This window comes from Streptomyces sp. NK08204 (assembly GCF_020400585.1).
Classification (GTDB): Bacteria; Actinomycetota; Actinomycetes; order Streptomycetales; family Streptomycetaceae; genus Streptomyces.
Map to the genome: position 1 here is coordinate 150,402 of NZ_JAINVF010000013.1, position 20,613 is coordinate 171,014.

Annotated in this window: 21 protein-coding genes; 11 read left to right on the top strand and 10 right to left on the bottom strand. The window is 69.7% G+C overall.

Features of this window, described 5'->3' with window-relative positions:
* Nucleotides 1–67 precede the first annotated feature (67 nt).
* The 3 genes from K7G59_RS21055 (at nt 68) to moaA (ending at nt 3,214) form a co-directional block, all read left to right on the top strand.
* Entirely contained in the window at nt 68–424 is a 357-nt protein-coding gene (locus tag K7G59_RS21055; RefSeq protein WP_225836452.1) for a DUF485 domain-containing protein, read from the top strand.
* Nucleotides 421–2,046, top strand: coding sequence for a cation acetate symporter (locus K7G59_RS21060; RefSeq protein WP_225836454.1), 1,626 nt, complete (start codon nt 421–423; stop codon nt 2,044–2,046). The genes K7G59_RS21055 and K7G59_RS21060 overlap by 4 nt, the downstream gene beginning before the upstream one ends.
* Before the next feature lie 178 nt (nt 2,047–2,224).
* Nucleotides 2,225–3,214 (top strand): GTP 3',8-cyclase MoaA, encoded by a 990-nt coding sequence (gene moaA / locus K7G59_RS21065; protein ID WP_225836456.1) that lies wholly within the window; start codon nt 2,225–2,227, stop codon nt 3,212–3,214.
* Nucleotides 3,215–3,262: 48 nt separating this feature from the next.
* Here moaA and K7G59_RS35090 read toward each other — a convergent pair whose 3' ends face one another.
* The 4 genes from K7G59_RS35090 to K7G59_RS21085 all read right to left on the bottom strand — a co-directional run bounded on the left by K7G59_RS35090 (nt 3,263) and on the right by K7G59_RS21085 (nt 8,146).
* Nucleotides 3,263–6,880 (bottom strand): SpoIIE family protein phosphatase, encoded by a 3,618-nt coding sequence (locus tag K7G59_RS35090; protein ID WP_308295067.1) that lies wholly within the window; start codon nt 6,878–6,880, stop codon nt 3,263–3,265.
* A 3-nt stretch (nt 6,881–6,883) separates the two neighbouring features.
* Nucleotides 6,884–7,195, bottom strand: coding sequence for a hypothetical protein (locus K7G59_RS21075; protein ID WP_225836458.1), 312 nt, complete (start codon nt 7,193–7,195; stop codon nt 6,884–6,886).
* 149 nt (nt 7,196–7,344) lie between these two features.
* Nucleotides 7,345–7,590, bottom strand: a complete 246-nt coding sequence (locus K7G59_RS21080) for a hypothetical protein (protein WP_225836461.1) — start codon at nt 7,588–7,590, stop codon at nt 7,345–7,347.
* 184 nt (nt 7,591–7,774) lie between these two features.
* Complete coding sequence (locus K7G59_RS21085) at nt 7,775–8,146, bottom strand: DUF3099 domain-containing protein (protein WP_225836463.1); 372 nt, start codon at nt 8,144–8,146, stop codon at nt 7,775–7,777.
* Nucleotides 8,147–8,390: 244 nt separating this feature from the next.
* Between K7G59_RS21085 and K7G59_RS21090 the strand changes: the two genes are divergently transcribed.
* The gene (locus K7G59_RS21090) at nt 8,391–8,672 is read left to right on the top strand and encodes a GlsB/YeaQ/YmgE family stress response membrane protein (RefSeq protein WP_225836465.1); all 282 of its coding nucleotides are present in this window, start codon (nt 8,391–8,393) and stop codon (nt 8,670–8,672) included.
* Nucleotides 8,673–8,728: 56 nt separating this feature from the next.
* On the opposite strand, the gene tyrS is transcribed toward K7G59_RS21090, so the two are convergent.
* From tyrS to K7G59_RS21115, 5 genes are all read right to left on the bottom strand, one after another.
* On the bottom strand, nt 8,729–9,991 hold the full coding sequence (gene tyrS, locus K7G59_RS21095) for a tyrosine--tRNA ligase (RefSeq protein WP_225836473.1): 1,263 nt from the start codon (nt 9,989–9,991) through the stop codon (nt 8,729–8,731).
* Between the two features lie 56 nt (nt 9,992–10,047).
* Nucleotides 10,048–11,442 carry a TldD/PmbA family protein gene (locus K7G59_RS21100; RefSeq protein ID WP_225836475.1) on the bottom strand — a complete coding sequence of 465 codons (1,395 nt, stop codon included), beginning with the start codon at nt 11,440–11,442 and terminating at the stop codon, nt 10,048–10,050.
* A complete protein-coding gene (locus K7G59_RS21105; RefSeq protein WP_225836477.1) occupies nt 11,439–12,962 on the bottom strand; it encodes a TldD/PmbA family protein in 1,524 nt (507 codons plus the stop codon). The genes K7G59_RS21100 and K7G59_RS21105 overlap by 4 nt, the downstream gene beginning before the upstream one ends.
* 209 nt (nt 12,963–13,171) lie before the next feature.
* The gene (locus K7G59_RS21110) at nt 13,172–13,366 is read right to left on the bottom strand and encodes a DUF397 domain-containing protein (protein ID WP_225836479.1); all 195 of its coding nucleotides are present in this window, start codon (nt 13,364–13,366) and stop codon (nt 13,172–13,174) included.
* Nucleotides 13,363–14,214: a helix-turn-helix transcriptional regulator gene (locus tag K7G59_RS21115; protein ID WP_225836481.1), complete on the bottom strand. Its 852-nt coding sequence runs from the start codon at nt 14,212–14,214 to the stop codon at nt 13,363–13,365. The genes K7G59_RS21110 and K7G59_RS21115 overlap by 4 nt, the downstream gene beginning before the upstream one ends.
* Nucleotides 14,215–14,383: 169 nt before the next feature.
* Here K7G59_RS21115 and K7G59_RS21120 point away from each other — a divergent pair, with 169 nt between their 5' ends.
* From K7G59_RS21120 to K7G59_RS21150, 7 genes are all read left to right on the top strand, one after another.
* The gene (locus K7G59_RS21120; RefSeq protein WP_225836483.1) at nt 14,384–14,848 is read left to right on the top strand and encodes an ATP-binding protein; all 465 of its coding nucleotides are present in this window, start codon (nt 14,384–14,386) and stop codon (nt 14,846–14,848) included.
* A 134-nt stretch (nt 14,849–14,982) separates the two neighbouring features.
* Nucleotides 14,983–15,255 carry a hypothetical protein gene (locus K7G59_RS21125; protein ID WP_225836485.1) on the top strand — a complete coding sequence of 91 codons (273 nt, stop codon included), beginning with the start codon at nt 14,983–14,985 and terminating at the stop codon, nt 15,253–15,255.
* 115 nt (nt 15,256–15,370) lie between these two features.
* Nucleotides 15,371–16,297, top strand: a complete 927-nt coding sequence (locus K7G59_RS21130; protein WP_225836487.1) for an AlpA family transcriptional regulator — start codon at nt 15,371–15,373, stop codon at nt 16,295–16,297.
* A 145-nt stretch (nt 16,298–16,442) separates the two neighbouring features.
* Nucleotides 16,443–17,621, top strand: coding sequence for an SEC-C domain-containing protein (locus K7G59_RS21135; protein ID WP_225836489.1), 1,179 nt, complete (start codon nt 16,443–16,445; stop codon nt 17,619–17,621).
* A gap of 190 nt (nt 17,622–17,811) precedes the next feature.
* Nucleotides 17,812–18,531, top strand: a complete 720-nt coding sequence (fabG, locus tag K7G59_RS21140; RefSeq protein ID WP_225836491.1) for a 3-oxoacyl-[acyl-carrier-protein] reductase — start codon at nt 17,812–17,814, stop codon at nt 18,529–18,531.
* Between the two features lie 5 nt (nt 18,532–18,536).
* Nucleotides 18,537–19,304, top strand: a complete 768-nt coding sequence (gene fabI / locus K7G59_RS21145) for an enoyl-ACP reductase FabI (protein WP_225836493.1) — start codon at nt 18,537–18,539, stop codon at nt 19,302–19,304.
* Between the two features lie 156 nt (nt 19,305–19,460).
* Nucleotides 19,461–19,811 carry a hypothetical protein gene (locus K7G59_RS21150; RefSeq protein ID WP_225836495.1) on the top strand — a complete coding sequence of 117 codons (351 nt, stop codon included), beginning with the start codon at nt 19,461–19,463 and terminating at the stop codon, nt 19,809–19,811.
* Here K7G59_RS21150 and K7G59_RS21155 read toward each other — a convergent pair.
* The gene (locus K7G59_RS21155; RefSeq protein WP_225836497.1) at nt 19,789–20,481 is read right to left on the bottom strand and encodes a FadR/GntR family transcriptional regulator; all 693 of its coding nucleotides are present in this window, start codon (nt 20,479–20,481) and stop codon (nt 19,789–19,791) included. The two genes, K7G59_RS21150 and K7G59_RS21155, sit on opposite strands and share 23 nt — an antisense overlap.
* Between the last annotated feature and the right edge of the window lie 132 nt (nt 20,482–20,613).

The window sequence follows — 20,613 nt, forward strand, 5'->3', positions numbered from 1 at the left end:
CTCCTGGTCATGTGATCGCTGCCCTGTGACACCAGAAAGCGCACGTCCGCCTCACGAGGAGACTCCCGTGGCCACCGAGACACCGCCCCCCTCCCGAGCGCAGGCCCCCCTACCCTCCGCCGAGGAGTTCACCGCAGTGCAGCAGAGCGCGGAGTTCGGTGAACTGCGCCGCTCGCACCGCTCGTTCGCCTTCCCGCTGACCATCGCGTTCATCTCCTGGTACCTGCTGTTCGTCCTGCTCTCCAACTACGCGGACGGGCTCATGGGCACCAAGGTCGCCGGGAACGTCAACATGGCCCTCGTCCTGGGCCTCGCCCAGTTCCTCACCACCTTCCTCATCGCCTGGTGGTACGCGCGCCGCGCCGCCGCCACGCTCGACCCCAGGGCCGAGGCCATCAAGTCCCGGATGGAGGACGGAGCATGAGCCCCGCACCGCACACCCTGCTGGCCGCCGGCGAAGCGAGCGAGCACCGGCCGCTGATCATCACCCTGTTCGCGGTGTTCGTCGCCGCCACCCTCGTCATCACGGTCTGGGCGGGCCGTCAGACCAAGGACGCCGCCGACTTCTACGCCGGCGGACGGCAGTTCACCGGCTTCCAGAACGGCCTCGCCGTCTCCGGCGACTACATGTCCGCCGCGTCCTTCCTCGGCATCGCCGGCGCCATCGCCCTCTTCGGCTACGACGGCTTCCTGTACTCCATCGGCTTCCTCGTGGCCTGGCTGGTGGCGCTGCTCCTGGTCGCCGAGCCGCTGCGCAACTCAGGCCGCTACACCATGGGCGACGTCCTGGCGTACCGGATGCGCCAGCGGCCCGTGCGCACCGCCGCCGGCACCTCCACCATCGTCGTGTCGATCTTCTACCTGCTCGCCCAGATGGCGGGCGCCGGCGTCCTGGTCTCCCTGCTGCTGGGCATCACCAGCGACGGCGGCAAGATCGGCATCGTCGCCCTGGTCGGCGTCCTGATGATCGTGTACGTCACCATCGGCGGCATGAAGGGCACCACCTGGGTCCAGATGGTCAAGGCGGTGCTGCTCATCGCGGGCGCCCTGCTGCTGACCTTCCTGGTGCTGCTGAAGTTCCACTTCAACGTCTCCGACCTGCTCGGCAAGGCCGCCGACAACAGCGGCAAGGGCTCCGCGTTCCTCAAGCCCGGCCTGAAGTACGGCGCCACCGGCACCACCAAGCTGGACTTCATCTCCCTCGGCATCGCCCTGGTCCTCGGCACCGCCGGACTGCCGCACATCCTGATCCGCTTCTACACGGTGCCCACGGCGAAGGCGGCCCGTAAGTCGGTCATCTGGGCGATCGGCCTGATCGGCACCTTCTACCTGATGACCCTCGCCCTCGGCTTCGGCGCCGCAGCACTGATCCGACCGGACGAGATCATCACCTCCAACAAGGCGGGCAACACCGCGGCCCCGCTGCTCGCCCTGCACCTGGGCGGCGTGCACTCCGACTGGGGCGCCGTCCTGCTCGCCACCATCTCCGCGGTCGCCTTCGCTACGATCCTCGCGGTCGTCGCCGGGCTCACGCTCGCCTCGTCCTCGTCCTTCGCGCACGACATCTACGCGAACGTCATCAAGAAGGGCCAGGCCACCGAGAAGCAGGAGATCGGCGCGGCCCGCTGGGCCACCGTCGGCATCGGTGCCGTGTCGATCGTCCTCGGCGCCCTCGCCCGCGACATCAACGTGGCAGGCCTCGTCGCCCTCGCGTTCGCGGTCGCCGCCTCCGCCAACCTGCCCACCATCCTCTACAGCCTCTTCTGGAAGCGGTTCACCACCGCGGGTGCCCTGTGGTCGATCTACGGCGGCCTGGTCACCGCGGTCGGCCTGGTGCTGTTCTCGCCGGTGGTCTCCGGCAAGGAGACCTCGATGTTCCCCGACGTCGACTTCCACTGGTTCCCGCTGGAGAACCCCGGGATCATCTCCATCCCGGTCGGCTTCCTGCTGGGCGCCGTCGGCACCCTGCTGTCGAAGGAGGTGCCGGACGCCGCCAAGTACGCGGAGCTGGAGGTGCGGTCCCTGACGGGTACCGGAGCGCACTGAGCTCCGCACGGACGCATCCTGCGGACGGCCGCGTCGTCCAGGACTGTTAGGTCCTACGACGCGGCCCCGTCCCACCTCGTGGGATCGGTCGCTGTCGATGTCGGTGGTCTCGCGTAGGCTCCAGGTGACGGAACAGACGACAGAAGCGAATGGTCCGGAACCGAGGGAGGGGGCCCACGTGCTCATCGACACCTACGGCCGCGTGGCCACCGATCTGAGGGTCTCGCTCACCGACCGGTGCAACCTGCGCTGCACCTACTGCATGCCCGAGGAGGGGCTGCAGTGGCTGGCCAAGCCCGACCTGCTCACGGACGACGAGATCGTCCGGCTCATCGGCATCGCGGTCCGGCTCCTCGGCATCGAGGAGGTCCGCTTCACCGGCGGCGAGCCTCTGCTGCGCCCTGGCCTGGTCGGCATCGTCGAGCGCGTCGCGGCCCTCACCCCGCGCCCCCAGATGTCGCTGACCACCAACGGCATCGGCCTCAAGCGCACCGCCGCCGCTCTGAAGGCGGCGGGCCTGGACCGGGTCAACGTCTCCCTGGACACCCTCCGCGCCGACGTCTTCAAGGCCCTCACCCGCCGCGACCGCCACAAGGACGTCCTCGAAGGCCTCGAGGCCGCCCGCGACGCCGGCCTCACCCCCGTCAAGGTCAACTCGGTGCTGATGCCGGGCCTGAACGACGACGAGGCCCCGGACCTGCTGGCCTGGGCCGTGGCGCACGACTACGAGCTGCGCTTCATCGAGCAGATGCCCTTGGACGCCCAGCACGGCTGGAAGCGCGAGGGCATGGTCACCGCCGGGGACATCCTGGCCTCCCTGCGCGCCCGCTTCGACCTCACTGCCGAGGGCTCCCAGGAGCGCGGCTCGGCACCCGCGGAGCGCTGGCTGGTCGACGGCGGACCGCACCGGGTCGGTGTGATCGCCTCCGTCACCCGTCCGTTCTGCTCGGCCTGCGACCGCACCCGCCTGACCGCCGACGGCCAGATACGCACCTGCCTGTTCGCCACCGAGGAGACCGACCTCCGCGCCGCCCTGCGCTCCGGCGTTGCCGACGAGGAGATCGCCCGCATCTGGCGGCTGGCGATGTGGGGCAAGAAGGCGGGCGCGGGCCTGGACGACCCGTCGTTCGTCCAGCCGGACCGGCCGATGTCGGCGATCGGCGGCTAGACCACGGCTGGACCCGTCCTCCGCACACGACCGGTTCAAAGGCGCCGGTCAGCCGCCGAGCGTCCCCGGCACCGCCTGCTCGGCCCAGATGACCTTGCCGTCCTTGGTGTAACGCGTGCCCCAGCGCTCGGCGAACTGGGCCACGAGGAACAGGCCCCGCCCCCCCTCGTCCGTACTGGCCGCATAGCGCATGTGCGGCGAGGTACTGCTGTGGTCGGAGACCTCGCAGACGAGCGCACGGTCGAAGATCAACCGCGCCTTGATGGGCCCTGCGCCGTAACGCATGGCGTTGGTGATCAGTTCGCTGCAGATCAGTTCCGTGGTGTCCACGAGATCCTCCAGCTCCCACTCCCTGAGCCGGGCGGAGACGGCAGCACGTGCGCGGCGAACGGCGGCGGGGTCGGGCTCCACGTCCCACTCGGCGACCTGCCCCGCCCCCAGGATGTGAGTACGGGCGACGAGCAGCGCGATGTCGTCCCGCTGAACCTCCGGGAGCAGGGCGTCGAGCACGGCGTCGCAGGTCTCCTCGGGCGACTGGTCCGCGTGCGCCAGCGTCTCGCGGAGCATCCGGAGCCCGATGTCGAGATCCAGGTCGCGGCGCTCGACGAGGCCGTCGGTGAACAGGACGAGCCTGCTGCCCTCGGTCAGACGGAACTCGGCGGACTCGAAGGGCAGTCCGCCGATACCGAGAGGAAGGCAGGACGCCACCTCCAGGAACTCCACCGTCCCGTCGGGGTGTACGAGCGCGGGCGGCGGGTGACCGGCACTGGCGATGGCACAGTGACCGGACACGGAGTCATAGACCGCGTACAGGCAGGTGGCCCCGGTGACGGTGGTCTTGTCGCCGGCCGCGATCGCGTCCTGGTCGATGAGGGTGACCAACTCGTCGAGGTGGCTGAGGAGTTCGTCGGGCGGCAGGTCCAGAGGGGTGGAGAAGTTGTGCACGGCGGTACGCAACTGCCCCATGGTGGCCGCGGCATGCAGTCCGTGCCCGACGATGTCGCCCATGACCAGCGCGACCCTGGCGCCAGGCAACGGGATGACGTCGAACCAGTCGCCGCCGACCCCCTCCTGCGCGGGGAGGTAACGGGAAGCGACCTCGACGGCGCTCTGTTCGGGCAGCGCGCGGGGCAGCAGTCGCCGCTGCAGCGCCACGGCCATGCCGTGCTCGCGGGTGTAGCGGCGTGCGTTGTCGAGGGACACGGCGGCTCGGGTGGCCAGTTCGGCCGCGAGGAAGAGATCGTCCTGCTCGAAGGGTTCGGGCTTCTCGGAGCGCCAGAAGTAGACGACGCCCAGCAGCACGCCGCGGGCGGACAGCGGCGCCGTGATGAGCGAATGGATGCCGTAGTCGATGATGCGGAGCGCCCGCTCGGGGTCCACCGCCTGCCATCCCGTGGCATCACGCAGACGAGGCACCAGGACCGCCTGCCCGCTCTCGATGCTGCGGGCCTGTGGCGAGGACGGCACGAAAGCGATCAGGTCGCCGACGGCGACGAAGGGAGCGTCGTCGCGGATGCCGCTGACGGCCACGCGCCGCATCCGCTTGCTGCCGGTGCTCACGTCGTTCATCCCCGGTTCTTCATCGCCCAGCACGGACTCGGCCAGGTCGACGGTGACGTAGTCGGCGAAGCGCGGAACCACGACCTGCGTCAGCTCTTCGGCTGTACGGGTCACGTCGAGGGTGGTGCCGATGCCGCCGGTCGCGTCGTAGAGCAGTTTCAGCCGCCGCCGGACCAGCTCGACCCTCTGCGACGCCTCGCCGATCATCTTCATCACTTCGTCGGTGCCGACCTCCTCCTCCCCGGCCACCGCGGCGAGCGCAAGCCGCGCGGACGCCGCTCCCACCGAACCAGCGAGCTGGGCCTCCGCGTGATGGACCAGCTCCGGGGGCGCTTTGGCTGCCGGTGAGTCGGGTCTCCTGCCGGGGTAGGAGCCCAACGCCCGCTGGGCGCCCTCCCGCCCGAGGAACCGCTCCAGCAGGCTCTGCAGCTCGCCGACCGTGGCACGGACCTGCCAGCGCCGCTCGCTGACGGGCTCTTCGAGGATCTCGACGAACTGCACCGCCTGTGCCCGCTCGGCAGCCCCCGGCCGGTCCGCGAGGGAGACTGCGACGTACCCGCCGAGATTCAGCAGCGCACTCCAGAACATCCCATGGCTGATCGGGTCCATTCCCCCCAGGTCGAACAGGTGCTGTGGCCGGAGCAGCCCGATGCCGAGCGGACCCTTCCCCAAGAACGAAGCGGACAGCAACCCGGCGTCGGCGAAGCTCGGCAGCACCAGGGTGTACGTCCACACGGCGAACCCCGCCACCAGGCCGGCCAGCACGCCCCGGCGGGTGCCGCCCTTCCAGAACAGGCCGCCCAGGATGGCGGGCGCGAACTGCGCCACAGCCGCGAACGACACCAGGCCGATCGAGACCAGTCTCTCCTGCTCCCCTGCAAGCCGGAAGTACGCGTACCCGAGCAGCAGGACCAGCACGATGGTCGCCCGGCGAATACCCAGCACCAGCCCGGCGAGATGGTCTCGGTGCGCCAGCCGGGACTTGCTGCGCAGCAGCAGCGGCAGCACGAGTGAGTTCGACACCATGGTGCTGAGCGCGATCGTCTCGACGATGACCATGCTGGTGGCCGCGCTCAGGCCGCCGATGAAGACGAGCAGGGCGAGTGCCTGATGGCCTTCGGCCATCGGCAGGGTCAGCACATAGGTGTCGGCGTCGGCGGCCTTCCCGAACCGCAGGAGCCCGCCGGCCGCGATCGGGAGCACGAAGAGGCTGATCGCGAGCAGGTACAGCGGGAACAGCCACATCGCCCGTTTGAGGTGCCTCTCGTCGACGTTCTCCACCACGCTGATCTGCCACTGCCGGGGCAGCAGCACGATCGCCAGCATGGACAGCACCGTGAGCCAGATCCACGTGCCGTAGCCGGTCTGTTCCCCCACGGTGAACAGCGTGGTGAGGCCGGCGTCCGCGGCCTGGGAGAACAGGTGGTGGACACCCCCGAACATCCAGAAGGTCACAAAGATCCCGACCGAGAGGAACACCACGAGCTTCACCACGGATTCGAAGGCGATCGCGGCGACCATGCCCTCGTGGCGTTCGGTGGCGTCCAGGTGACGGGTGCCGAAGACGATGGTGAACGCGGCGAGCACCAGCGCCACGTACAACCCGGTGTCCTGGAACAGCGGGACATGGCTCGACCCCGCGACGGACGTGATCCCGGGGTGCCGCCGAATGATCGAGAAGGTGTTGGAGACCGCCTTGAGCTGCAGCGCGATGTAGGGCACAACCCCCACCACGGCGATGATCGTCACCAGACAACCCAGCGCGGTGCTCTTGCCGTAGCGGGCGGAGACGAAGTCGGCCAGTGAGGTGACCCGATGCCGGTGGCTTATCCGGATGATTCTGCGGAGCACCAGCCAGCCCAGAGCGAGCATGAGCGTCGGCCCCAGATAGATCGGCAGGAAGCCGACTCCAGCCGTGGCGGCCCAGCCCACGCTGCCGTAGTACGTCCACGAGGTGACGTACACGGCGAAGGACAGTGCGTAGACCGTGGCGTTGTTGATGATGCTCCGACCGGAATCCGCCCGCCGGTCACCGTAGAAGGCCACGGCGAAGAGCAGGCCGAGGTATCCGGCCGAAACAGCGACGATGAACCACGTCTGGAGCACGGTCTACCTCGATCTGCCGCCGATCACGGCAACCAGACCGATCACGATCGCCCAGACGAGAAACAGGTAAGCCGCGAGAACCGGGACGCCGAAGACCTGGCCCACGTGATCGAACCGCGTCAGGAACGGCGGAACGATCAGCACGAATCCCAACGCCGCTACGGCCGCCAGGCGCAGACTGAGTTGCTCGTCGTCCCGCGACTTCGCCATGAGCCGCCTCCGCATCCTCAACGTCATGCTTGCGACGTGCACCCGGGTCCGGCCGGTACCGTGCTGCGGCCGATCGGCGTCGATCGGCGCCGTGGTGACGAGCACTGCGCTCAGTCCAACACAGCACCGAGACGCCCGCTACCTCGTCGAACCGATCGTCTGCCGCCTCGGCGGTCACGGATCCGCCCGTGTCCCGGCGTGCGGTCGCGGCCCGCAGTGCCGAACTGACGCGCCAGTGTCCGGCTGGATCTCGGCTATCCGTCCGTGGACCCTCGAGGCCCTTCCGGTGCCGCCCAGTCGGCGAGCTTCACCACGTCCTTGAGGAATCCCCGCATCCCGAGGAACTGCGACAGATGCTCCCGGTGCTCCTCGCAGGCAAGCCATGTCTTGCGTCGCTCCGGAGTGTGGATCTTCGGATTGTTCCAGGCCAGCACCCACACGGCGGCGGCACGGCAGCCCTTGGCGGAGCAGATGGGCGCGATGGGGATCTCGTCACTCACAGGTTCGTCTCACAGCACAGGCGCAAACAGGACGACGCCGAGCAGCCACGGGGGGAGCTGCCCGGCGTCGGTCCGTCGCTCCGACGGGGGATGCGGAGCGCGTACGCAGTATGTCACGGCAGACCCACCGCCCGGCACTGGAACTGCATGATTGATTTGAGCTTTTCTTGAGCTTGGTACGCGGTCACGGTTCGGTGTCCGCGCGTTCCCCGTGCTCATGCCCGGACTCCGTCCGCGTCTCCTGCGCGCGCGGAGGCATGATCATCGGCCGCACCGGCGCCGGGACGAACGTCGACGGAAGGGACGGCGGCCGTTCCCGGCCCGCGTTGGCGATCACTACGGCGACATAGGGGAGCAGCGCACCGGCCACCAGGGCCACGACCGCGATGTGCCGTTCGACGTTCCACAGCGTCGCAGCGAGGATCACCGAGAGGGTGCGGACCGACATCGAGATGACATAGCGCCGCTGCCGGCCCCGTACGTCCTCGGCGAGCCCTGTTCGGGCCCCGGTGATCCGGAAAACCTGAACGCTGTCGTCGCGCCGCTTCCGCTTCACAATCCACCATCCGCCCGCATCGGACTTCTCCCCCGGCCCCCACCCTCGTCCCCGCGCGGCCGGGAACCGGCCGGGACACGTCTCACATTACGCCGCGTCCGCGGGCTGTTCGAGACCGGGTCTCGCCTCCTGGCTGCGCGCCCACCTGCCGCCCGGCGCATACGGGGGAATCCGACATGCGCCATATGTTCCAGCGGCCCAGACTGGCCCTAATACTCACGTCGAGCGGCACGAGGAGGCAGCCATGGGCTGGTTGTGGGCGATCATCGTGGGATTCGTACTCGGCCTCATCGCGAAGGCGATCATCCCGGGCAAGCAGCACAGCCCCCTCTGGCTGACCACCATCTGCGGCATGCTCGGCGCCGCCGCGGGCAACGCGATCGCCCGCGCCCTCGGTGTGGCGGCGACCCCCGGCATCGACTGGAGCCGGCACGCCTTCCAGGTCGTCGCCGCGGTCGTCATCGTCTTCGCGGTCGACATGCTCTACATGGCGACGCTGGGCAGAAGGAGACAGCAGCAGGTCTAGCGACGGTACGCCGAAGGGCGGCCCCCCCGGGTGGGGAAGCCGCCCTCATGCGCGTCTCAGGCGACCTCGACCGCCGCGAGGTTCTTCTTCCCGCGCCGCAGCACCAGCCACCGCCCGTGCAGCAGATCCTCCTTGGCGGGCACCGCGTCCTCCGCGGTGACCTTCACGTTGTTCACGTAGGCCCCGCCCTCCTTCACGGTCCGGCGCGCGGCGGACTTGCTGGCCACCAGGCCGACCTCGGCGAGCAGGTCCACCACCGGGGCCGGCTCGGCGACCGTGATGTGCGGCAGTTCCGACAGCGCCGCGGCCAGCGTCCGCTCGTCGAGGTCCGCCAGCTCGCCCTGACCGAACAGCGCCTTGGACGCGGCGATCACGGCGGCCGTCTGCTGGGCGCCGTGCACCAGCGTCGTCAGCTCCTCGGCCAGCGCACGCTGGGCGGCCCGGGCCTGCGGGCGCTCCTCGGTCTGCTGCTCCAGCTCCTCCAGCTCCTCGCGAGACTTGAAGGACAGGATGCGCATGTACGTCGAGATGTCCCGGTCGTCCACGTTCAGCCAGAACTGGTAGAACGCGTACGGCGTCGTCATCTCCGGGTCGAGCCACACGGCGCCGCCCTCGGTCTTGCCGAACTTGGTGCCGTCCGCCTTGGTCATCAGCGGCGTCGCCAGCGCGTGCACGTCCGCGTGCGGTTCCAGCTTGTGGATCAGGTCCAGACCGGCCGTGAGGTTGCCCCACTGGTCGCTGCCGCCCTGCTGGAGCGTGCAGCCGTAGCGCCGGTACAACTGCAGGAAGTCCATGCCCTGCAGGATCTGGTAGCTGAACTCCGTGTAGCTGATGCCCTGGTCCGACTCCAGGCGACGGGCCACGGAGTCCTTGGTCAGCATCTTGTTGACGCGGAAGTGCTTGCCGATGTCCCGCAGGAACTCGATCGCGGACAGCCCCGCGGTCCAGTCGAGGTTGTTGACCATCACGGCCGCGTTCTCACCCTCGAAGGACAGGAACGGCTCGATCTGGGCACGGAGCTTGCCCACCCAGCCGGCCACCGTCTCGGGGTCGTTCAGCGTGCGCTCCGCGGTCGGGCGCGGGTCACCGATCAGCCCCGTCGCGCCGCCGACCAGCGCCAGCGGCCGGTGCCCGGCCTGCTGGAGCCGGCGCACGGTCAGCACCTGCACCAGGTGCCCCACGTGCAGCGACGGCGCGGTCGGGTCGAAACCGCAATAGAACGTGACGGGACCGTCCGCGAGCGCCTTACGCAAAGCGTCCTCGTCGGTGGACAGGGCGAACAGCCCTCGCCACTTCAGCTCGTCGACGATGTCCGTCACGGTTCTCGTGTCTCCTCAATGATCCCAAGGCGGTCGGGTGACAGCCGACTACGAGGTTATACGCCCTGGCTGACAGAGCTCATATTGAAATCGGGGATGCGCAGCGCGGGCATCGCGGTCCGGGTGAACCAGTCGCTCCACTCGCGCGGCAGCGTCTTCTCCGTCCGCCCGGCCTCCGTGGCCCGCCCCAGCAGGTCGACCGGCGACTCGTTGAACCGGAAGTTGTTCACCTGGCCGGTCACCTCGCCGTTCTCCACGAGGTAGACGCCGTCCCGGGTCAGGCCCGTGAGCAGCAGGGTCGCCGGGTCGACCTCGCGGATGTACCACAGGCAGGTGAGCAGCAGCCCGCGCTCGGTGCTCGCGACCATCTCCTCCAGGGAGCGGTCCTGGCCGCCGTCCAGGATCAGGTTCCCGGGCGCCGGGGCGACGGGCAGCCCGGTCAGGCCCGCGCTGTGCCGGGTGGTCGTCAGGTGCTGCAGCTCACCCCGGCTGATCCACTCGGTGGGGTGTGCGGGCAGCCCGTTGTCGAACACCGACTGGTCGCCGCCCGAGGAGTGCGCGATCACGAACGGCGGGCACTCCAGACCGGGCTCATCGGGGTCGCTGCGCAGCGTCAGCGGCAGCTCGGAGAGCTTCTCGCCCACGCGTGTGCCGCCGCCCGGACGGGAGAACACCGTCCGGCCCTCGGCCGCGTCCCGGCCCGACGCCGACCACAGCTGGTAGATCAGCAGGTCCGCGACGGCCGCGGGCGGCAGCAGCGTCTCGTACCGGCCCGCGGGCAGCTCCACGCGCCGCTCGGCCCAGCCCAGGCGCACGGCCAGCTCCGCGTCCAGCGCACCCGGGTCGACGTCCTTGAAGTCCCGCGTGACCCGGCCGGCCCACGCCGAGCGGGTACGGTCCGGGGACTTGGCGTTCAGCTCCAGCGTGCCCGTCGGCTGGTCGTGCCGCAGGCGCAGGCCCGTGGACGTACCCACATACGTGGACACCAGCTCGTGGTTGGCGAAACCGTACAGTTCCCGGCCGCCCGCACGCGCACGTGCGAAGGCCTCGCCGAGCGCTGGGGCGAAGTCGGCGAAGACGGCCGAGGAGGTCTCGGCGGGCGCGTCGGTGAAGTCCGGCGACTGCGGCACGCCGGTGACCAGCGGCTGTGCGTCCTCGGCAGGGCCGGCCCCGCGCGCGGCGGCCTCGGCGGCGCGCACTAGGGGCTCCAGCTCGTCCGCCGTGACGGCCGACCGGGACACCACCCCCGAGGCCGTGCCCTCCTTGCCGTCCACGGTCGCGATCACCGTGAGCGTACGGCCCCTCGTCACACCGTTCGTGGTGAGCGCGTTGCCCGCCCAGCGCAGGTTGGCGGTGGAGTGCTCGTCGGCGATGACGACACAGCCGTCGGCCCGGGACAGCGCGAGAGCCTGCTCGACGACCTCGTGCGGCTTGTTGGTGCGGGCGCTCATCGGCCGGCCTCCTGGGTGGTGTTCAGAATGTTGACGCCCTCGAAGAGGGCCGAGGGGCACCCGTGCGACACGGCGGCCACCTGTCCTGGCTGGGCCTTGCCGCAGTTGAAGGCACCGCCGAGGACATAGGTCTGCGGGCCGCCGACGGCCGCCATGGAACCCCAGAAGTCGGTGGTCGTGGCCTGGTAGGCGACGTCCCTGAGCTGCCCGGTGATCCGCCCGTTCTCGATCCTGAAGAAGCGCTGGCCGGTGAACTGGAAGTTGTAGCGCTGCATGTCGATCGACCAGGACCGGTCGCCGACGACGTAGATGCCCCGGTCGACGCCCCCGATCAGATCCTCCGTGGACAGGCCGGCCGGATCCGGCTGCAGCGAGACGTTCGCCATGCGCTGCACCGGCACATGGGCGGGGGAGTCGGCGTACGCGCAGCCGTTGGACCGGTCGAACCCGGTCAGCTTCGCGATCCTGCGGTCCAGCTGGTAGCCGACGAGCGTGCCGTCCTTCACCAGGTCCCAGGACTGGGCCTCGACGCCCTCGTCGTCGTACCCGATCGTCGCGAGGCCGTGCTCGGCGGTGCGGTCACCGGTGACGTTCATCAGCTCGGAGCCGTACTTCAGCTTGCCCAGCTGGTCGAAGGTGGCGAACGAGGTGCCGGCGTAGGCGGCCTCGTAGCCGAGGGCGCGGTCCAGCTCGGTGGCGTGCCCGATGGACTCGTGGATCGTCAGCCACAGGTTGGACGGGTCGACGACCAGGTCGTACAGACCCGGCTCCACGCTCGGCGCGCGCATCTTCTCGGCGAGCAGCTCCGGGATCCGCTCCAGCTCGGCGTCCCAGTCCCAGCCGGTGCCGGTCAGGTACTCCCAGCCGCGTCCGACCGGCGGCGCGATGGTCCGCATGGAGTCGAACTCGCCGCTGGACTCGTCCACGGACACGGCCGTCAGCTCGGGATGCAGCCGCACCCGCTGCTGGGTGGTCACGGTCCCGGCGGTGTCGGCGTAGAACTTGTTCTCGTGCACGGTGAGCAGCGAGGCGTCCACGTGGCTGACACCCTGTGCCGCCAGCAGCCGCGCGCTCCACTGAGCCAGCAGCGCGACCTTCTCCTCGTCGGGCACCGAGAAGGGGTCGACCTCGTACGACGAGACCCACGTCCTGTCGGCGTGCACCGGCTCGGCGGCCAGCTCCACGCGCTCGTCCGACCCGGCGGCCTTGAGCACCTGGGCGGAGAGCTTCGCCATCGCCACGGCCTGCGAGGCGACCTTGGCGGCGGCGTCCAGGGTCAGATCCACCCCGGACGCGAAGCCCCATGTACCGCCGTGCACGACCCGGACCGCGTAGCCGAGGTCGGTGGTGTCGGACGATCCGGCGGGCTTGGCGTCCCTGAGCCGCCAGGAGGCACTGCGCACCCGCTCGAACCGGAAGTCCGCGTGCTCGACCCCCAGTGCCCGCGCACGGGCCAGCGCGGCATCGGCCAGGGCCCTCAGGGGCAATGCCAAGAACGACTGATCGATTTCATGGGGCACGGGTGGGTTTCCCTTCGCTGTTGCCACCAGGTCCGGGTGCTCGGACCGTCCGAATCGGCGATACGGAAGTCAAACACGCCGCACACCCTGCGTACATGCGGGATTTCCCTCGACGCGGTGCGGTCGGGCGTCGACGGGGCACGACGCAGCGGGGGCGGGCGCCGGGAACAACTCCCGCACCCGCCCGTGCCATGGCCTACGAAGCTTGCTCAGCCGTCCAGCGACGAGCTGACGGCGAGCGCCGTGAACGCCGACCAGGCGGCCGGTGTGACGACGAGAGGACGGATCTCCGTGTCCTTGGAGTCGCGGATGTGGACGGCCTCGGGGCGCACGGCGACCTCGACGCAGTTGCCGCCACCACTGCCGCTGTAACTGCTCTTGAACCAGGCCAGCTCGGTGCTCATAGCGCTCCTTGCATCTTTCCCAGCAGATCCACAGTGGCCATATGACTCAGGGCCTGTGACCGCATCTTCCCATAGCGCTGAAGCATGGAACTGACCAATTTGGGGTGGGTGAGCAGAGTGCTGCTGTCGTGTCCCTCGACGTACCCAACCCACTGGTGGTTGTCGCGTTCAGCGAGGTACATCTGCCCATCGACGCCCGAGTGATCCTCCTGCCGGAGAGGCATGACAAGGATCTCTACATTGCGTCGGGTGCCTTGCTCCAAGAGGTTGTTGATGACTTCCCGCGTCACCTCGAGACCCCCGAGCCGACGTTCCAGAACAGCCTGCTCGATGAGGAAGGAGAACGCCGTGTTCGGGCGCTCGTCCAAGAGCCGCTGCCGCTCTTGCCGGGCAGCCACTTGCCGCTCGAACTGTTCCTCCGACAGAGGAGGAATCTGCCGGTCGAAGATCGCCCGAATGTAACCCTCCGGCTGCAACAACCCCGGAACCGCCCGGCATTCATACGCGTAGAGCGAGATCGCCTCCTCCTCGATCCCCGCCCACTGCCGGAACCACGAAGCCAGCCCCGCCCTCCTCGTCAGGCTCCTCGCAGCGGCGCTGAGGACCTTCACGGCGGTCGGCCCCAGCACCTCCTCCGTCCGCGTGGGCAGATCGGCCGGCGGGAACCGTTTGCCCTGCTCGATCTTGGCGACGTAGGCGGCGGAGTACCGTACCCGCAGGGCGAACTCCTCCTGGGTCAGCCCGGATGCCTCCCGTAATGCCTTCAGGACCGCGCCGAAGGTCTTGAGGCTGTCGGAGAGTTCGGGTTCGGTGTTCGTGCCGCCGCCTCCGCCGTGCTCCGCTGTCATCACCGCGCGCCTCCTTGCCCACGTTCTCGCCGGTCCCCGCTCAACCCACCCCACCCGCCCGGCGTCACGCCGAGTTACCCGCCCAGTCCAGAGTGTGCACTGGTACAAGCGCGTCTGTATGGGTGTCGTGCCTGTTGGCGGGGTCGGAGGAATCGGAACGCTGGGCGGCATGCCAACACCGCACACCCAAGAGGCCGTTACCGTAAGTGTGTTCGTCCAGCGGTTCTCCGCCACGCGGCGCGGGGCCCGGCTCGCACGCCGGCTGGCCGTACACCAGTTGGACCTGTGGGGCGTGCCGTACGGCAGCCCGGTCTGCGAAGCCGTCGCCCTCGTCGTCGCCGAACTCAGCGCCAACGCCGTTCTGCACGGGCGCGTCCCCGGGCGGGACTTCGAGCTGAAGCTGCGCTGCGACCGCGCCGCCGGTGTCGTGCGGATCGAGGTGGCCGACACCCACCCGGGGCGGCCGGCGCCCCCGGCGGCGCCGGACCCCGAGGACGGCGACGGTGGCAGGGGCCTGCTCCTCGTGGAAGCCGTCGCCGCGCGCTGGGGCGTCGACGAGCGCACGGGGCCGGGCAAGACCGTGTGGGCGGAGTGCACGCTGTCGGGGCCCCCTCTCCCGTTCGGGCATGGTTGACGATCACCTCCGCAACAGCGCGCTGACACAAGCGAGTTGGACTTCGGCGGTTGTCAGCGGTGCCGAGTAGGCTTGTCGGCTACTTGGAGTTGACGGTCAACTCTTCGACAGGCGAACGGCTTGTGGAGGCGTACGTGGTCGGACGCGAGATCGCTGCGGCGGACCATTCGGACAAGGAGATCAGAGAGGTCCTCAAGCGGCTCGTCGCCGACGGATGGGTGCTCAGGTCGGAGGCCCACTGGGGCACGCTGTACTGCCCGTGCCCGGACCACTGCACGGTGATCCGCGTCGGGGGTACGCCGAAGAACCCCGGCCAGGCGGCCCGACGTATCCAGCGCCAGGCGAAGCGGTGCCCGTTGCCTCCGGACGACCCCCGGGCGGCCCTGCGTGGCGGTGCCGCCGGGTGAGACCTCGCGTTGTCAATTGACAACAGTGCGGGCCTCGGCGAAGCTAGCGCCAGGGGGGCGTTCCCTGGAGTGAAAGGCGCAGGAATACAGGAACCAGGAGCGACAGGACACGCGCATGGGGGGCTGGGGCGTCATGGAGTACGAGTTCCACTTCGTCGTGGACGGGATCAGTGTGGACGACGACTATGCGGTCGGAATCGTCCACGACGTCTTCGACGGGTTACTGACACGCCATCGCGGCCGACACTTTCTGGACGTCGCCGAAAGCGGGGCCGACGCGATCGACGCCGCCCACCGCATCGTCGTCCGGCTACGGAAATCCCTTCCTGGCCTGCGCCTGCTGCGCATCGACCCCGACCTCGTCGGCGTCTCCGACATCGCGGAGCGCGCCGGGCGCTCGCGGCAGAACGTGCAGCAGTGGGTGAGCGGCGAGCGGCGGCAGGACAAACTGCCCTTCCCGGACCCGGAGGGGATCGCGGGACGTTCACCGGTGTGGCGTTGGGGAGATGTCAACGCGTGGCTCGCCCAGTTCGGCGAGGGCGACGGTGTGCACACACCCACCCGCGACGAGGCCCTGACGATCGACTTCATGCTGCCCAAGTGGCAGCGGACCCTGGATGACGGCCTTCCCCTGGTCAACTTCACCGCAGCCGGTGCCGGGGACGGCCGGGACCACGAGCGCGAGACCGTCCAGCGGCTGTTGGAGGGCACGTTGGCCCTCCCCGGCGTGCTGGAGCGCATCGCGGCGATCCCGCGGACGGAGCAGCAAAGGCTCACCGTGGTGTGTGCGGTCCTACCCGACCGACTGAGCAGTGTCGTGTCCCGGATCGGCCACGACGAGGTCTGGGCGGTGCTCGCCTTCCAAGGCGCAGAGGGCGAGCTGCACCTCCAGCCCGTCGGTACAGCCAAGGCCCCAGGAGCGGTCCCGGTCTCCAGCCTCGGTCTCGGCCGTGACGCGACGGTCGGCGACCTACTGCTCGTGCAGACCAACGCCCCGGACGACACCCCTGTCACGCCGATCACACCGGTCGGCCTGGACTGAGTCCGGCCGCTCATTCGCTGTCCGAGCCCTGCACGCCGCTGCCGTCCTGCGCGGGCAGACGACTGAGCGGCGGGGCACGGACCCGCGCCGGTGATCTCCGTCGGATCACCGGCGAAGCCGGCCACGGCCGCACTACGGTGGTGCTATGTCCAGTAAGCGCCGCACGGCCCGCAGGAGCGGCAAGAACAGCAACAGGCCGCGAAAGAATCAGCGGCCCTCCGCATTCCGTTCGAGCAGCCCTCCGTCCCCGGTCACCTGCGTCCAGCAGGCCCAGGAATGCGAGGAGCTGGCGGCACACCATCCGGAGGACCGCGAGGAACTGCTCCTGGAGGCCGCCGACGCCTGGGGCGACGCGGGCGAGTACGACCGTGCGATCGCCGTGTACGAGCGGCTGCTGGACCCGGGGAGCGGGGGGTGCGCGGAACCGGACCTGGTGGACGCCTTCCGGATCGGCCTGCTGTGGGATGCCGGGCGGGCAGAGGAAGCCCGCGAGGCGGCTGCCGCGTTCCGCAGGCGTCACCCCCGGCACGCGGGGGCCTGGAACTTCGTCGCAGAGGCCGTCGAAGCGTTCGACGAGACGGCCACGGCCGCCGAGTGGTACACGGCCGGTGTCACGCATGCGCTCGGCGTGGGTGCGCCGGTGACGGTGGAGCGGGTGGAGGCGGACCCGCAGCACTACGACGTCGAGATGCTCCTCGTCGGCCGCCACCGGGTACGGCGGCTGCTCGGCGAGCCGCACGACGACTGGGACGCGGTGGCGGACACCCTGCATGAACGGCGTTCGTCCTCCGTTCCCGGCCGGGTACGGCCGCTGGACGAACTGCATGATCCGCTCTGGGTCAAGCGGCTGGACGAGCAGGGTTCCGAAGCGTTCGAGGACGAGCTCGGCGAGCTGGCCGACCGGCTGGCGGCCGTCGGCCCGGCCGGCCGGGGCCAGGCCGGCCGACCCGCGCTGCGGACGGCGTGCGTCCTGTACTGGCCCCGACAGGAGTTCACCGCATTGCTGGAGCGCTGGCCGAAGGCGGCCGACGTCTACGGCGACGACCACGCCGAGCACCTGCGGCAGGTCGAACGGACCTTGCGGGACCTTTCGCAGGAGGGTGAACCGCGGCTGGCGGTCGGCCGGGCGACCGTGAGCGAGGCGGAGGCGTTCGCCGAGAGCATGGGCGGATCCCCCGACGCCTCGGACCTGCGGTCCGCGTACGCGGCCGAGCTCTCCCTCACCGGCCGGGCGACCGCATGGCCCCCACCCCGCAACGGCCCCTGCTGGTGCGGCTCGGAGCGCAAGTACAAGAAGTGCTGCGGAAATCCTGCGTCGGCGTGAACGCCGGAAGGATACGAGGGCGACTGTAGGAACCCGACAGTGACGGCCGCGAGCCACTGTCGGTGCCCGCTTGCCCGTGAGCGCGGCGCTACCGATAGGTTTTCGATGAAGCCGCCTGTCCTGAAGCTGTTCGGAAGCTGTTCGGGCGGGTTGTCGGACATCTGCAGACCGCTATCGAAAGGGTGATCCGTTGAGCCGCTCGGTTCTCGTCACCGGAGGCAACCGGGGCATCGGCCTCGCCATCGCCCGCGCTTTCGCCGACGCCGGCGACAAGGTCGCGATCACGTACCGCTCGGGTGAGCCGCCGGCGGCCCTCACGGAATCGGGGTGCCTCGCCGTCAGGTGCGACATCACCGACCCCGAGCAGGTGGAGCAGGCCTACAAGGAGATCGAGGACCAGCATGGTCCGGTCGAGGTCCTGGTCGCCAACGCCGGCATCACCAAGGACCAGCTCCTGATGCGCATGTCCGAGGAGGACTTCACCTCGGTCATCGACACCAACCTCACCGGCACCTTCCGCGTCGTCAAGCGCGCCAACCGCGGCATGCTGCGCGCCAAGAAGGGCCGTGTCGTGCTGATCTCCTCCGTCGTCGGCCTGCTCGGCTCGGCGGGCCAGGCGAACTACGCCGCATCCAAGGCCGCCCTCGTCGGCTTCGCGCGCTCCCTCGCCCGTGAGCTGGGCTCGCGCAACATCACCTTCAACGTCGTCGCGCCCGGCTTTGTCGACACCGACATGACGCGCGTGCTCACCGAGGAGCAGCGCGCGGGCATCGTGTCCCAGGTGCCGCTCGGCCGTTACGCGCAGCCGGAGGAGATCGCCGCGGCGGTGCGGTTCCTCGCCTCGGACGACGCTTCGTACATCACTGGAGCCGTCATCCCCGTTGACGGCGGACTGGGAATGGGTCACTGATCACCATGAGCGGAATCCTCGAGGGCAAGCGCATCCTGATCACGGGTGTGCTGACGGAGTCCTCCATCGCCTTCCACGCCGCGAAGCTCGCCCAGGAGCAGGGCGCCGAGATCATCCTCACCGCCTTCCCGCGGCCCACGCTGACCGAGCGCATCGCCAAGAAGCTGCCGAAGCCCACCAAGGTCATCGAGCTGGACGTCACCAACGACGAGCACCTCGCCCGCCTGGCCGACATCGTCGGCGAGGAGCTGGGCGGCCTCGACGGCGTCGTCCACTCCATCGGCTTCGCCCCGCAGGACGCGCTCGGCGGCAACTTCCTGAACACGCCGTTCGAGTCGGTCGCCACCGCCATGCACGTGTCGGCGTACTCCCTGAAGTCGCTCACCATGGCCTGCCTGCCGCTGATGCAGAACGGCGGCTCCGTCGTCGGCCTCACCTTCGACGCGCAGTTCGCCTGGCCGCAGTACGACTGGATGGGCCCGGCCAAGGCCGCCCTGGAGGCCACCAGCCGCTACATCGCCCGCGACCTCGGCAAGCAGAACATCCGCTGCAACCTGATCTCGGCGGGCCCGCTCGGCTCCATGGCCGCCAAGTCCATCCCGGGCTTCAGCGCGCTGGCCTCGGTCTGGGACAGCCGCTCCCCGCTCGAGTGGGACCTGAAGGACCCGGAGCCGGCCGGCCGGGGCATCGTCGCCCTGCTGAGCGACTGGTTCCCGAAGACCACCGGCGAGATCATCCACGTCGACGGCGGTCTGCACGCCATCGGCGCGTAACCGCACGACTCGGACGCCCCGTTTCCCGCCCGCGCGGGGAGCGGGGCGTCACTCGTTCGGAGTAGTCAGCCGGGCGGGGCGGGACCCCAACGGCGCACTCTGGATTACGCGTTCACATCGCGCATCCCTCCGTAGCCCGGGCGAGGAGGTCCCCTTGTGCGCCTGTCCCGCAGCCTGGCCTCGGTGACCGTGGCCGTAGCCCTCGTGCTGAGCCTGCCGTACGACGCGCTGCCCCACGTGCGCGTGGGCGACGGCAAACCGTCCGCGCCCGACCTGTTCGGCGCCGCCTGCCGTACCGCCGTCCGCGGCTCCCACGTGGTGGCCTACTGCCACAATCCCTATGTCGACACCGATCGCGTACGCCTGCACATCGAGTGCGCCCGCTGGTGGGACATCGACACCGACAGCGCGCCCGTGGACGCCGGACCCGCCCTGACCGTACGGCTGACCGGGCGGTGCTGGCAGGAGGTCGGCTCGGCCTGGGTCAGTCACCAGAGGCGGCGCTGAACCGGTCCGGACGGCACAGGAACGGATAGCTCGCGGCCTCCAGGGCGGCGGTCTCCGCGTCCCCCGCGCGGATCGCCTCCATCAGCCGGGTGTGGTCCATGTGCGTCCCGGGGGTCAGCTCCCCGCCGACGTCGGCGCGCAGCCAGTCCCGCAGCACCTCGCCGAGATCGGCGTACATCGCCGTCATGACGTCGTTGTGGGAGGCGGCCACCACGGCCAGGTGGAAGGTCGCGTCGGCCGTCACGAAGGCCTCCGCCTCCCCGCTCTGCCAGGCCTCCTCCCGCCGCAGCAGCAGCGCGTCCAGCTGTTTGAGGTCCTTCTCGGTGCGCCGCTCGGCGGCCAGCTTCGCCGCCGCGGACTCCAGCGTCGAACGCAGCTCGGCGATGTGCCGCGGGTCGGCGTCGGCGAACCGCCGGTGCATCACGCCGGCCAGTTCGCTCGTCGCCACGACGTAGGTGCCGGATCCCTGCCGGATGTCCAGCAGGCCGTTGTGCGCGAGGGCGCGGACCGCCTCGCGGACGGTGTTGCGGGCCACGCCGAGCTGCTCGACCAGCTCGGGCTCGGTCGGGATGCGCGAGCCGACCGGCCACTCACCGGAGGCGATCTGGTTGCGCAGTTCGGTGATGACCTGCTCGGACAGCGCCGAACGACGCGGGTGGCTCAGGGGCATGGCACACCTTCGCACGACAGTCCCCGGTGGGCTGCACCTGGGGATGGACGACCAATCATCCCATGATTCTATGATAGGCCCATGGTGAGCGAGGGAGCCCGGGCAACGACGACCGACACGGCAACGGAAGGC